The sequence below is a fragment of the Secundilactobacillus hailunensis genome (genome assembly GCF_005405185.1).
Classification (GTDB): Bacteria; Bacillota; Bacilli; order Lactobacillales; family Lactobacillaceae; genus Secundilactobacillus; species Secundilactobacillus hailunensis.
Genome location: NZ_BJDO01000015.1, coordinates 39743 through 52454, shown reverse-complemented (window position 1 = coordinate 52454; position 12712 = coordinate 39743). Strand labels below are relative to the sequence as shown.

At 43.4% G+C, this 12712-nt stretch carries 13 protein-coding genes; 6 read left to right on the top strand and 7 right to left on the bottom strand.

Annotated features, from left to right (window positions below; genetic code table 11):
• The first annotated feature begins 372 nt into the window (after positions 1 to 372).
• The gene (locus FFM73_RS05795) at positions 373 to 1068 is read left to right on the top strand and encodes a glycerophosphodiester phosphodiesterase (protein ID WP_137630838.1); all 696 of its coding nucleotides are present in this window, start codon (positions 373 to 375) and stop codon (positions 1066 to 1068) included.
• 79 nt (positions 1069 to 1147) lie between these two features.
• Here the strand turns inward: FFM73_RS05795 and FFM73_RS05790 are convergent, their stop codons facing one another.
• The 3 genes from FFM73_RS05790 to FFM73_RS05780 all read right to left on the bottom strand — a co-directional run bounded on the left by FFM73_RS05790 (position 1148) and on the right by FFM73_RS05780 (position 4267).
• Positions 1148 to 1684: a DUF1097 domain-containing protein gene (locus FFM73_RS05790; RefSeq protein ID WP_137630837.1), complete on the bottom strand. Its 537-nt coding sequence runs from the start codon at positions 1682 to 1684 to the stop codon at positions 1148 to 1150.
• 92 nt (positions 1685 to 1776) lie between these two features.
• Positions 1777 to 3042, bottom strand: coding sequence for an NAD-dependent dihydropyrimidine dehydrogenase subunit PreA (gene preA, locus FFM73_RS05785; RefSeq protein ID WP_137630836.1), 1266 nt, complete (start codon positions 3040 to 3042; stop codon positions 1777 to 1779).
• Positions 3032 to 4267, bottom strand: a complete 1236-nt coding sequence (locus FFM73_RS05780; protein ID WP_137630835.1) for an FAD-dependent oxidoreductase — start codon at positions 4265 to 4267, stop codon at positions 3032 to 3034. Before FFM73_RS05780 ends, preA begins: the two co-directional genes overlap by 11 nt.
• Positions 4268 to 4672: 405 nt before the next feature.
• Here FFM73_RS05780 and FFM73_RS05775 point away from each other — a divergent pair, with 405 nt between their 5' ends.
• The gene (locus FFM73_RS05775) at positions 4673 to 5557 is read left to right on the top strand and encodes a helix-turn-helix domain-containing protein (protein WP_137630834.1); all 885 of its coding nucleotides are present in this window, start codon (positions 4673 to 4675) and stop codon (positions 5555 to 5557) included.
• 75 nt (positions 5558 to 5632) lie between these two features.
• Here FFM73_RS05775 and FFM73_RS05770 read toward each other — a convergent pair whose 3' ends face one another.
• Positions 5633 to 6286: a response regulator gene (locus FFM73_RS05770; protein ID WP_137630833.1), complete on the bottom strand. Its 654-nt coding sequence runs from the start codon at positions 6284 to 6286 to the stop codon at positions 5633 to 5635.
• Between the two features lie 196 nt (positions 6287 to 6482).
• Between FFM73_RS05770 and FFM73_RS05765 the strand changes: the two genes are divergently transcribed.
• The 4 genes from FFM73_RS05765 (at position 6483) to FFM73_RS05750 (ending at position 9857) form a co-directional block, all read left to right on the top strand.
• Positions 6483 to 6800, top strand: a complete 318-nt coding sequence (locus FFM73_RS05765; RefSeq protein ID WP_137630832.1) for a hypothetical protein — start codon at positions 6483 to 6485, stop codon at positions 6798 to 6800.
• A gap of 151 nt (positions 6801 to 6951) precedes the next feature.
• A complete protein-coding gene (locus FFM73_RS05760; protein WP_137630831.1) occupies positions 6952 to 8799 on the top strand; it encodes a DUF2029 domain-containing protein in 1848 nt (615 codons plus the stop codon).
• A gap of 162 nt (positions 8800 to 8961) precedes the next feature.
• A complete protein-coding gene (locus FFM73_RS05755; RefSeq protein ID WP_137630830.1) occupies positions 8962 to 9489 on the top strand; it encodes a MarR family winged helix-turn-helix transcriptional regulator in 528 nt (175 codons plus the stop codon).
• A 2-nt stretch (positions 9490 to 9491) separates the two neighbouring features.
• Complete coding sequence (locus FFM73_RS05750; RefSeq protein WP_137630829.1) at positions 9492 to 9857, top strand: rhodanese-like domain-containing protein; 366 nt, start codon at positions 9492 to 9494, stop codon at positions 9855 to 9857.
• A 66-nt stretch (positions 9858 to 9923) separates the two neighbouring features.
• On the opposite strand, the gene FFM73_RS05745 is transcribed toward FFM73_RS05750, so the two are convergent.
• The 3 genes from FFM73_RS05745 to rbsK form a co-directional block, all read right to left on the bottom strand.
• Positions 9924 to 10394, bottom strand: a complete 471-nt coding sequence (locus FFM73_RS05745; protein ID WP_171001219.1) for a PAS domain-containing protein — start codon at positions 10392 to 10394, stop codon at positions 9924 to 9926.
• Between the two features lie 25 nt (positions 10395 to 10419).
• Entirely contained in the window at positions 10420 to 11409 is a 990-nt protein-coding gene (locus FFM73_RS05740; RefSeq protein ID WP_137630827.1) for an NADPH-dependent FMN reductase, read from the bottom strand.
• A gap of 258 nt (positions 11410 to 11667) precedes the next feature.
• On the bottom strand, positions 11668 to 12600 hold the full coding sequence (gene rbsK / locus FFM73_RS05735; RefSeq protein ID WP_137630826.1) for a ribokinase: 933 nt from the start codon (positions 12598 to 12600) through the stop codon (positions 11668 to 11670).
• Positions 12601 to 12712 lie beyond the last annotated feature (112 nt).

The following is a 12712-nucleotide window of genomic DNA, read 5'->3' as shown; positions in this document are numbered from 1 at the left end:
CTTTCCCAAAAGAAGCGCAATTGGAGGCTTGTTTACCGTGGAATTATGAACCTGATCAGCAATTAGTAACTGAATGAAATACAAAAACGGACTAACTCAAATATGAGGAAGTCCGTTTTGTGTTTCAATACGTCCGGTTATAGTGTGCTTACTATGTAAGAGTGACGAGCCCAGTTTTGACTGCGTGGGGTATTCTTCTTATATGGCCGGGAGCTGTCTTTTTTTGCGCGTTTCGGCAAGGTAAAAGCAGAGCTCCAAAGTTCTTCTCAAACCTTTACACATTCAATACGCAAACCATGCAGAAACGCTAGAAACGTTCTGTACACTTAGCTTGTAGTCGAGTGAACCACTACAAATAGGAGGGCATAAGAGATGTCAACTTTGATATTTGGTCACCGTGGTATTCCAGCAAAATTTCCGGAAAATTCAATGCAGGGGTTTCGGTATGCTATTGAGCATAACGTTGAGGGACTAGAGTTCGATGTACATTTAACTCGTGATCGGTTGCCCGTCATTATGCATGATGAAAAAATCAACCGGACTACGAATGGTAAGGGCAGAATTTGCGACTATGATTACGAACAGTTAGTGCTGTTTAAACTAAGTAACGGCGAATCGATTCCAACGTTGTATGACTTGTTAGAATTGGTAAGAAACGCTGATGTGATCTTAAACCTTGAGTTTAAAACCGATAAAATTCATTATAGAGGGATCGAAGAAATCGTTTTAAAGCAAGTGAGTCAAGCCTATTTGCGACATCCTGTGATTTACTCATCATTTAATTTAGCTAGTTTGAAGATTTGTCAGCAATTAGATGACAGCCAAAATTATTGTTACTTAGCAGGACACGCGATTCGCGAACCGCTTCAATTTTTGATGAAAGAACATTTAAATGGATTGCACTTACGGCGAGCTCAGAATAATGAAGGGCTGATCGAGCGTATTTGGACGGTCAATAATGAAAAACGGATGCTCAAGCTTTTCTCGCAAGATGTCGATGGCATCTTTACGGATGATTTTGAGAAAGCCATGGTGATGCGAGAACAGATGCTCGTTGGTTCACTGTAAAAACCCGAATAACCAAAATAGCGCCACGGGTTTCAAGATAAGAAACCGTGGCGCTATCCTAGTTATCTCTGAAGGCTAGTTAGTCTTTTTCAGATTCGTCTGTTTTCTTGGACTCTTGATCCGGAAACAGCCGGTACATCCATTTTGAAAAATAGTTTGACCCAATAATGATTAAGTAAACCCCAAGGTACATCGCGGCAATTAATTGAATCAGAAATACTGGCCAGCTCTTGATCGTGATGTTGGTGATAATCAGCATCGTTGTCCCCCAAGCCAGTAGCCAGGCTGGGACCTCCGCAAATTTCATAATGGTTCCCTGTAAAAATAACACGAGAAAGGTTAAAAAGCCTAAAATAACAGAACTTATTACTAAACCGCCTAAGTGAGGCAGGGCTAATAGCCAGTGACAAAAACAGCCTAAGGCGATTCCCAGCAGAAAACTAATTGAGATATTTAAGACCTTATCCATTGGCGCACCAGCACCAAAGAAATAAGAGGCGGCAATGAAAGCAGCGCCACTCATCCAAAGGTTAAATACACCAGCAATCAAGCAAAAAATAAGGGTTGTCAGGCCAACACCAATGGATGAGATCCAGACATCTTTACCAATCTTCATGATTTTCACTCCTTTAACAAAAGTCAGCCACTGGAACATGATGTCGTTTCAGTGACTGAGCTTTTGATTATACAGGTTTCTAAGGACTGATTCTAGTAAAGACGTTGTGAAACGACATCAATTTTCGACGGATCGCCTTCACGGCCTTCTTTCATCACGATTTTACCGGGATGAATGGCATGAACCGGACAAACTAAGGCACATAGATGACAGCCAACGCATTTACTTGTATCGATCGATGGGCGCCGTGTTTTTTCATCCCAAGAGATAGCTTGGTGCGCACCATCGTAACAGCTGATAAAGCAACGGCCGCAGCCGATACATTTATCCCAGTCAATTTCGGGATACATCTTGTAATTTCGGTCCAAGTCTTCAGCTGGAACGATGTTCTTGTTGGCCAGACCAACGAGGTCAGACAGATGCTTAACCCCTTGTTCTTCCATGTAGTGCATCAGGCCGTTCTTCATGTCTTCTACGATTCGGTAACCATATTGCATCACCGCAGTGGTTACTTGCAGGGTAGTCGAGCCCATTAAGATAAATTCAACGGCATCTTCCCAAGTTTCGATACCACCAATACCAGAAATTGGTAATTGCTCCAAACCGGAAGCTACCCGTAATTGTTGAATGAATCGCAGGGCAATGGGTTTAACGGCTTTACCTGAAAGACCGGAAACGGATGATTTACCGTTAACGATTGGTAAAGCAGTTTTCCTTTCTAGATCCACGTTAGCAATTGATTTCACGGTGTTGATCGTCGCAATTCCATCGGCACCGCCAGCTAAAGCGGCTTTGGCTGCTGGTACCATATCGGTAATGTTAGGTGTCATCTTGGCCATCATTGGTAAGTCTGATCCGCGTTTAACGGCTTCACAGTATTTTTTGACCAATGGTGGGTTTGAGCCAACGTCAGAGCCCATGGCGTGGGACGTCATTTGCGGACACGACAGGTTCATTTCAATCATTTCGGCACCGGCTTCAGTTACCAGCCGAGCGAGTTCCTCCCAGTCCTTTTCAGTGGGACCCATGATGGAAGCAATGACCACTTTGTCGGGATAGTTTTCCTTGAGTTTCTTTAAATCAGCCAAATTTTGTTTCAAAGGATGTTCGGCAATTTGTTCCATATTTTTAAAGGCAACGAAGGGGGTGGCTTCCTTAGTCAGTTCATCAAAACGTGGTGAAACTTCATCGACTTCGAAATCTTCGGGTCCAATCGTCTTGAAAACAATGCCGCCCCAGCCTTCATCAAAAGCCTTAGCACACATTTCGTAACAGTTGCCTACCGGTGAAGAGGATAGGCAGAAGGGGTTTTCAAAGTGAACACCCAAAAAATCGATTGATATATCCTTATTGATCATCGCGATTACCTCCTAAAATACTATCGATTTCACCAGCGACTTCTTTGCCTTTTTGAACGGCGTAAACAACGGTTTTATCGCCTTGGGCAATGTCACCCGTAATGAAGACTTTTGGATCGTGCGTCTTATAACCTGCTGATGGGGCTTCGCCGTGTTCTAGCTTGATGCCCAGGTTCTTAGCGTTGGTTTCTTGGCCAATCGCTAAAATAATCGTGTCGGCTTCAATGGTCATTTCACTGTTAATGTGACGGTGCTTGAGGGTGACAGTGTGACCGTTGACGCTTTCAGGAACGTAGCCGTCAATAATGGTGACTCCTTCGCGTTCAGCACCGGCCAGCTCCTTTTTAGAAGCCCGGAATTCGTCGAACTGTTCATAAACGGCGTCGGTAACGTGTTCAACACCTAATTTTTTCAAGGTCGTGACCACGTCCATCGCAACGTCACCACCACCGATAACTAACGCGTTATCAGGTAAATCGATATTGCCCTTAGCCTGCTTGGTTCGCGCTAAGAAAGAGACAGCGGTTTCAACGGCATCGTTGTTTTCAAACATGGGCAGCATTTTGGCTTCACTAGCACCAATGGCAACGATTACGGCGTCATTTTCAGCTTTGAGCTGATCCATGGTCATGTCTTTACCGATAATCGTGTTGAAATGAATATTGGCGCCCATGTCGGTGATCCGTTTGATTTCGTAGTCGACGATATTACTTGGTAAACGGTATTCAGGAATGCCATAGGTCAAATAGCCACCAGCTTTGGCGTTCTTTTCGTAAATATCAACACTATAGCCCTTTTCAAGCAGGGTGGTTGCGGCTTGTAGACCAGCGGGACCACTGCCGATAATAGCAATGTGCATGCCGTTACTGTCACCCTTATGCAGGATGTGCATATCATCAGCTTGTTCGAAATCAGTGACATAACGCTGAATACCACCAATGTCGATTGGGACGTCAATACCGCTGCGTGAGCAAGCCAGCTCACAGTACTTTTCAGTTGGACAAACCCGGGCACAAATGGCACCTAACGCGTTATTTTCGCGGATCGTTTCGGCAGCGCCTTTGACGTTGCGGAAACGAACACTGCGAATAAATTTAGCTGGATCGGTATGGGCTGGACAAGCTGCTGAACACGGTGCATCGTGGCAGAGCAGACAGCGGGCTGCTTCTTCCATTACCGTGGTCATCGTATAACCTGGCGCTTCTGTTTCGTACTTTTTAGTCATGGTAATTGGCCCCATTTCATTGAGAGTTAATAGTGAAAAGCAATTGTGCCTTATTTCACATATCTGATGATTGTAGGATAGCATGGCGTTCCATAAAATAGCAAAAGCGCTTTCAAAACAAGCTGGGAAACGGGACTAAATGATGTCAGTTCAAGAATATTTTGTATCAGATTTGATATAAAAAAATATATAAATCACCGGATATTTAAGTATAAAGGCTGAAATAGCAGGCTTTGATCAATATAGGTATTTTGAAATGCAATATGATGAAAAAAAGTCATATCATTTTTGAATAGTATATTTTGATTGAAAATATGAACGAACTAGGGTGATTCCTAATAGTGGCAACTACAGGGTGCAGGTATAATAGTGGTAACTAAGAGTAGCAAACGGAGATGAAGATAGATGAACGTGACCGATTTTATTCAGCGGCGTAAAGCCTTAAAAATGTCTCAACGTAAGCTATGTCGGGGAATCTGTACCCAAGCGACACTCAGTAGATTTGAGAATAATAGTCACGTGCCATCGCTTACGATCCTGACGCAGCTTTGTGCCCGTCTTGGCATGACGATTGAAACACTATATCAGCCAGAGGCGGATATGGTCAGTCAGGTCAACATTCAGCTTGATGAGATTGAAAAGTGTTTAATGATGGAGGATTACTGTCAAGCTTTTCAAAGATTAAGCGCGATCGATCCAGATCAGATCGAGTCAGTGATGACCCGAATGCAGTTCTATTATTTAAGGGGCTTAATGACGGCGTTAACTAATGGAAATGTGCTTGATATCAGTTACGATTTATCGTTGATTTTTAACGCTTTGGATGTCAATCAAAAAACGGTCTTCACCCCCCTTGGTTTTCTCGGTATGGGCGAGATGTATGTCCGTAACCACCAATTACAGCGCGCACAATTTTACTTTGACAAAGTGAATGATTATCTGAACCAATTACCAGCAGAACAGCAAGATGAACAATATTACTTACGGGTGCTTATGATGGTGTATTACACCGCCGAGTTTGAGATGACCCGCAATCATTACGCTGATAGTAAACGCTTGATCAAAGTTGGTGTGGGATTGTGTTCCAACCAGCACGTCACCCTTTATTTACCCGACTTAAAATTCTTAGCGACGCAGTGTGCCATTGCGCTGCATCAACCGGCTCAAAAAGTACAGGGGCTGATGAGCGAAACGCTGGCCTTTGCTAAGATCAATCAAAATGAAGTGGTGGAAGTTAAACTAGCCGCGTTGAAACGGCAATTAGAAAAGGGGCAGCTACGCGAGGCATAATCAAAAAGAGCTATCGTTCATTCACAGGGCACCTGACAAGGAGTTGTGTAAATGAGTGATAGCTTTCGTGATGTTCTAAAAGTCCACTAAGCCATTTTTCACGGCGTACTTAACCAATTTGGCATGAGATGGATAATCTAGTTTGCGCATGATACTAGATTTATGAGCTTCCACCGTTTTAGTCGTAATGAAGAGTCGGCTGGCAATCTCCTTATTAGGACAGCTTAAGACCATTAACGGCAATACTTCACGTTCGCGACTAGACAGTGCGTTGTAGTAGTAAAGCTGTTCATCAGCTTGAGTCGAATCGATCTGTTTAAAGTCTGCAGGGGTCAGAATAATATTTTGATCAACAAAAATACGGTTTTGAACCACTGTCGTTAAAGCAGCGCTAAATTCTGATGCGGGTGAAGTTTTTAAAACGTAGCCGGCTGCGCCATAGTGCAGGCTGTCATCGATGTAGTGGTGTTCTTCGTGACTGGTATTAATAAGGACTTTGGTGTTAGGATAGTTGTCGTGAATCCGATGGGTCACGGTAACACCGCATTCACCAGGAGGCATGGAGATGGCCATGACAACGATGTCGATGTCACCCTCAGTGACTTTCACGTAAGTATCCGTTGCATTACTGGTTTCCGCAATTACTTTAAAGTGCGGTTGGGCATTAATAATGGTTTTTAAACCGGTACGATAGATCGGCTGGCTATCAGCAATGAGTACACGGTACATGAGTAAGCCCCCTTTCTTTAGTTTTTGTTAACAATCAGGGTTGAATTTAGTGACAGCTATCAATTAATTCAATAATAGCATGATACATCAACAAAGTAAGCGATTTCACTCCTTTCCTTTTCATCTTTATATACTTGTGTTAGACTTAAGGAAAAATGAGAGAATCATGAATTTAAATTGAGAGTGGTGGTACAAAGTGAACGATAGTATCTACTTGCTAACGCCTGAAGATAAGAATTTCATTTCTCATGTTTGTCGCAACTTACAGACATTTACGCTCTGGGTAAATGAATCTGGGCATGCTGAAGACTTTAAAGTGCAAGAAGCACGTGAGAGCAGTGCCGACTATATATTAACGACGCTGTTAGAAAAATATCATATCGAATTAACGGATAAGGCTAAAGCTGAAAAACTGCTGGCAAACGGCAGTTTAGCAGTGGATGATATCAACGTTGTCGCAGTGGTGCAAGAAACTGCCCGGCTGATCGACACGTTTGCAGCAAGTGTTTCTTAATAAATGGACGATTAATCAGCAGCTAGTTTTCTGTTTGGTCAGAAAACTAGCTGCTTTTTAGGTTCTGAAAGTGAACTCTCATACTGTAAGCGCTACAATTTGGTATACTACAGATAACAAATTCTGTAAAAATCAGGAAAGAGGACTAGACATGCTCAGTTATTTTGCCTTGATTACACTTGTTAAGTTATCAGGGTTATTGATCCCGTTTATTTGGTTCTTGTGGATCAGTAACCGGCGCTGGCGGTCTTGGGGCATCATCGCCATCGTTGCGTTATTTATCGTTAGCTACATCAATACCTACTTCAACCTGCCAGATTTGGCGTATCCGTCACTGATCGATGGCTGGCTGATGTGGCTGATTATGGGATTTGTCGTGGTAGTGGTACTGCGGCGCTTTGTGTTCAATCCCGATGCCGTGAAGGAACGGTCGGTCAACGAGGATAACTTTTTTAGCCGTCTGATGCGTAATTTTGGCATCACCATCGGCTGGTTAGGCCGCTTAGTTGGGGCCGCTGTCTTAGCCATTGTGATTTTGATGGTACTCAGCGGGACAGCCTCAGTGATCACTTCGATGAACCCTAAGCCAGCGGTCAGTTCCATTAAAACGGATCTGAATAATTCAACGGATGGTGCACCGATGCCAGTGATTAAGAATAGTGCCGAGACACCAGTGGTCAATGCACCGCAGACCGTTTCTACGGACATGAACAACTCGCTGAACAGTTTTAAGAATTCTAACGTCTATGATTTAAATCATATGCGGGTTCAGATGTACAACGGCAAAATGGTTTACGTTGCGCCCGTTGAATTTTCTGGCGGCTTTTGGCGGTATATTCACTACCAAAAGGTTCCTGGTTACTTCATGACTAACGCAACGGATAAGAATGCTGATCCGAAGTTCGTGGCCAAGCCGATGCGCTACACGCCAAGTGCTTACTTTAACCGCGACGCTGACCGGCGAATCAATGCTTATAGCATGGGGTACACCATGGTCGGCGATACTTCGCAGCTGGAAGTGGATAACAACGGGACACCGTATTACGTCCGCACATTGGCTAAACCAATTTCGTACTTTAACCGCAACTATGATTTCAAGCACTACAAAGTGGCCGTTTTAAACACGGTCAGCGGTAAGGTTCACGTTTATTCACCAAATAAAGTACCGAAGTTTGTGGATGTGGCAGCCACACCAGAACTAGTTCAAAAAGAAGTGTCAATGTTTGGTCGTTATCGTCACGGTTTTTGGAATGCGACCAGCTTTGGTGGTCATAATGATGTAATGAAACCGACACAAGCCGGAACTGAAGGTGGCAAGACATTAACGCCTTACGCCTACAAGGGTCGAATCTACTACTTCACTGGGATGACCAGTGTTAATAGTCACCAAAGCTCTATTTTGGGGTACGCCTTCGTGGATGCCCGAACCAACACACTTCATTATTACCGTGAGCACGGCAACGTTATGACACCAGAACGGGCGATTTCTTACGCTCAGCAAGATATTAACCCACAAAACTATAAAGGAACTCTGCCGTTACTTTACAGGATCAATGGTCATCCAACCTGGGTCGTTTCCATGCTTGACCGGGATAATAATTCCTTTATGAAGTTTGTGTACTTGCTGGCGGATGGTAATAACCAAAGTGGCACGTATGCCGTTGGTGACGATGCCCAGAGTACGCTAGAAATCTTCCAGCAACGGGTCGGAGCCAAGACGGGGACGACCGTTGAGCCGAAAGTGACTGGCAAGACAATTTCTGGAACCGTTGAACGGGTGGTTAAACCAGATGATAAGCAGATCTTGTTTATCTTGAAGGGTGATAGCCACGTTTACCGGATGGATACGTCGGCTAAGTCGTTTGAACCGATTTTCCAGTTTATTCAACCAGGCGATAAGGTCAGCTTTAAGGCGACAGCAACGGATAAGAACCAGTTAGCAACGGCGAGCGTTGGGCTGGATACTTATCAAAATCAGTCGATCAAGACGCAAAAATAAAGCTGTAACGAGTTTCTAGAATATTAAAACGTGGGCCGGCAGTTCAAAAGCGGTTCACGTTTTTTGATACCATGTAATAATTAATATTTGACATCTACTCAAAAGTCAGTATACTATTCAATATAGTTAGCCGGCTAATCAAATTATAAAGGTCTGAACTAAATGGAAAAAGGTAATTTCAACGATCGACCAGATGCGGCTCGTTTAGCGTTAAGCATCGGTGAGGTTCACTCGGATATTGACGTCGATACTGTTTTACAATTCTTGAATTTTCAGTGGTCTTATCGTGAGATGCAGCGTCAATATGATGCGGTATTAACGAAATATCAATTAACGGAATCGCGATTCGTTATTTTGATGTTTCTCTATGAGGCCCCCAATCAGCAGCTGTTACCATTACAGCTGGCTGATAAATTAGGGACGACTCGTGCTACCGTCAGCAAGTTATTACGGGGGCTAGTCACCCAGGGACGAGTCAAAAAGCAGGCTTCACCAACTGATAAACGGGCAACTCTCATCAGTTTGACCACTGAAGGCGAACGGGTGTTATTATCGTTTCTGCCGCATAATTTTGATGCGGTTCAAACCTTATTTGGTCATTTAACATCAGCCGAATTAACGACATTTTCTCAGTTATTGGCAAAGATCAATCAGGGTACACAGACACTTAAAAACGAAATGGAGAACTAATCATGGATACCGAGAAAATCAACTTTTTAAAAACTTATATGAGTCTATACATCGGGCACGACGAGGTTTTGCCAGAAATGCAGAAACCAGATTCTAAATACGTTGTTTTAGACGTTAGAAATGCGCCTGCACAAATTAAAAAGGATCAGATCAAGGGTGCGGTTGCTATCGCTGCCAAGGACCTTTCTGATCATCTCAATGAGTTGGACAAGTCTAAGACCTACGTTGTTTATGATTGGACTGCCGGCACGACTTTAGGCAAAGCCGCATTGCTGATCCTTCTTTCAAATGGCTTCAAAGCATATGAATTATCATGTGCCCTAGAAGGCTGGAAGGGTATGCACCTGCCAGTTGAACCAGTCGCTTAGTTTAGATATTTAACTTCAGAGATACCAAAAAAACTCGCCTAGCATTCTGCTGGGTGAGTTTTTTGGTTACTGCTGATCATTGTGTTGAATTGTGATGTCGCGGCTATTTTCCAAAATTTTTGTTCCCTTAAGTGATTGTAAGTGGTCGATATTACCGGTGAATTCGAAGCAGCCGAGATATTTCCCTTCTTCATCACGTAAAGCGTAGTAGGAAATGTAGATCAGATGCCCCTTCAGTGGTAACCAGAATTCAAATTGATCACGGGTACCAGCGTGAAATTCCTTAAGAATCTGAGAAACCTTATCGCTGGCCTTTGCAGGATGACATTTAAGCACTTCTCTGCCAACTTGATCGGGTGTTCGTTGGAAAATTCGGTTGCCATCATCCGAGAACCATTTGAAGTGATCCGTAGCATCAACGAAATCAACTTCAAAAGGTAGCGTATTGAGTAAAACCCGTAATGCCTCCATCGGAATTTCACCAGTACGGAAATGAAGCACATTATTTTTGTCTAGAGTTACTTTTTCATCATTCATTATTAAATCCTCCTTGATTATATGATTATTTTGCAGAAGCGCCGGTTGTGGCATCTGTCTGTTCAGATCGATCTAAATCCGATGAGTAGTCAGGTACATCAGTAGGTTTCTGTGAAGCTCCAGCAGTCGCATCAGTATGTTCAGAAGCCCCAGAAGTAGAATCAGTTGTTGGCTGGTCTAAATCCGATGAGTAGTCAGGCATATCAGTAGGTTTCTGTGAAGCTCCAGCAGTCGCATCAGTATGTTCAGAAGCCCCAGAAGTAGAATCGGTGGCTGGCTGATCTAAGTCCGATGAGTAGTCAGGTACTTCAGCAGGTTTCTGCGAAGCTCCAGCAGTCGCATCGGTATGTTTAGAAGCCCCAGAAGTAGAATCGGTGGCTGGCTGGTCTAAATCCGATGAGTAATCAGGCGTTTCGGTAGGCTTCTGTGAAGCCCCAGCAGTGGCGTCAGTATGTTTAGAAGCGCCAGAAGTAGAATCAATTTGGGTAGATCCATTAGTAATTGCGGTAATAAAACGCGTCAATTGAGTTTCCAATTGCGGCAACGTGCCAGAATTCGTTAGCTTATTTTCGGCTAATAATTCCTGTACGTTTTTCAGGGTGAATTGGTTAAAAACACTGGCATCAATGTTCGGTGATGTTAAAATGTTTCTGAGATTAGTCAGTGCGCTGTCAGTATTGGTCTGATCCGACGAGACACCGATGAGCATTACGGGTTTATGCCGTAACGGATGAATTTGCCAAGACAACCAAGCCAATGAAGAATTTAACGCCGCTGGAACAGCCTGATTAAATTCTGGTGTCGCAATAACCACGCCATCAGAAGCCGTTATTAGATTTGCTAATCCATGGATTTTAGCTGGCGTCTCACTTTCTTCTGCTGAGAAAAGTGGTAAACCACTTATTTCGCAAACCATTATCGTTGCGTTGTCAGAAAAGTGCGCCTGAAGGTAGGATAATAATTTGCTACTGTAAGAAGCTTGGGTGTTAGTGCCAACGAGTGCAATTAGGTTCATTGAATCCCCTCCTTTATAAATTACTTTGAAAGCCCTAACAATGGCAATTATAGATAATTCCAATAGTATAATCAATAATATTCTATAATTAATTATAAATTAATTCCAAAAATAAATTATAAAAGGCTGCTTGAGTTGCTATTTTAGGGGGATGAGAACTTCAGAAAGCTACTAGCAGAACAAAAAAAGTTCCCGAATTATCAAAGAAATTCTCCGATAATTCAGGAACGTTTAGAGCAAAATTACAAAATTAAACGGTTATTTGTTGGCTTTTTCCGCCGCTTCAATTTCCGCTAAGGTTGGAATTGAAGGGTGGGCGCCCATCCGCTGAACAGTGATGGATGAGGCACGGTTAGCAAAACGGATGGCTTCTGCTAGATTGCTAAAGTCAGGTTTTAGCTGAGAACTCAAGGCACCGATAAAGGTATCACCGGCAGCAGTGGTATCTACGGCTTTAACCTTGAAGGCATCAACAAAACCGTAGTTGCCATCTGCTGTGTGGTAGAAGGCGCCCTTACTGCCAACGGTTATAATGACACCCTTAGCACCCATTGCGTGGAGTTTTTCAGCTCCCTTGATCATGGAAGCTTCGTCGGTGATCTCAACACCAGTTAACGTCTGGCATTCAGTTTCGTTTGGCACAACGAGGTCGCTAACCGCAAGTAAACTGGCTGGAATCGCTTCCTGGGCGGGTGCCGGGTTCAAAATGGTGACCACGTTGTTGTCCTTGGCAACCTTGAAGGCTGCTTCAGCAACTGTCAGTGGTGTTTCAAACTGGGTAATGATAAAGTCGCTATTAGCAATAATATCCTTGGCGTTATCAACGTCTTTGGTGGAGAGGACCTGGTTGGCACCGCCATAAACTAAGATTGAATTTTGACCGTTCTTATCTAGTAAGATGAACGCTTGACCAGTTTTAGCTTCTTTAGTGACAGTTACCTGATCAACGTTAATGCCGGAGTCAGTCATGGATTTGACCATAAACTTACCGTTGGCGTCGTCACCGATCTTACCAATAAAGTGGGTGTCAGCACCGGCACGTCCCGCAGCGATTCCTTGGTTGGAACCCTTACCGCCACCGGCAAAGGATTGATCACCCATGGCAAGGGTTTCGCCAGGTTTAGGTAAACGGGGGATTTCCAGAATAGTATCGACGTTTAAACTACCAATTACAGTTACGCGATTAGTCATTTCAATAAACCTCATTTCAAATTGTGAATTTCTCTATGATTAAGTTAAGTAAAACGTTTTACGTATCTTTCACCTAATAATATAGCAGATAATGTAAGCTGTTTCAATAATT

Bases quoted from the DNA above. Each gene is read 5' to 3' on its own strand.
- FFM73_RS05795 (WP_137630838.1), top strand. From the start codon at position 373: ATGTCAACTTTGATATTTGGTCACCGTGGTATTCCAGCAAAATTTCCG.
- FFM73_RS05790 (WP_137630837.1), bottom strand. From the start codon at position 1,684: ATGAAGATTGGTAAAGATGTCTGGATCTCATCCATTGGTGTTGGCCTG.
- preA (WP_137630836.1), bottom strand. From the start codon at position 3,042: ATGATCAATAAGGATATATCAATCGATTTTTTGGGTGTTCACTTTGAA.
- FFM73_RS05780 (WP_137630835.1), bottom strand. From the start codon at position 4,267: ATGACTAAAAAGTACGAAACAGAAGCGCCAGGTTATACGATGACCACG.
- FFM73_RS05775 (WP_137630834.1), top strand. From the start codon at position 4,673: ATGAACGTGACCGATTTTATTCAGCGGCGTAAAGCCTTAAAAATGTCT.
- FFM73_RS05770 (WP_137630833.1), bottom strand. From the start codon at position 6,286: ATGTACCGTGTACTCATTGCTGATAGCCAGCCGATCTATCGTACCGGT.
- FFM73_RS05760 (WP_137630831.1), top strand. From the start codon at position 6,952: ATGCTCAGTTATTTTGCCTTGATTACACTTGTTAAGTTATCAGGGTTA.
- FFM73_RS05755 (WP_137630830.1), top strand. From the start codon at position 8,962: ATGGAAAAAGGTAATTTCAACGATCGACCAGATGCGGCTCGTTTAGCG.
- FFM73_RS05750 (WP_137630829.1), top strand. From the start codon at position 9,492: ATGGATACCGAGAAAATCAACTTTTTAAAAACTTATATGAGTCTATAC.
- FFM73_RS05745 (WP_171001219.1), bottom strand. From the start codon at position 10,394: ATGAATGATGAAAAAGTAACTCTAGACAAAAATAATGTGCTTCATTTC.
- FFM73_RS05740 (WP_137630827.1), bottom strand. From the start codon at position 11,409: ATGAACCTAATTGCACTCGTTGGCACTAACACCCAAGCTTCTTACAGT.
- rbsK (WP_137630826.1), bottom strand. From the start codon at position 12,600: ATGACTAATCGCGTAACTGTAATTGGTAGTTTAAACGTCGATACTATT.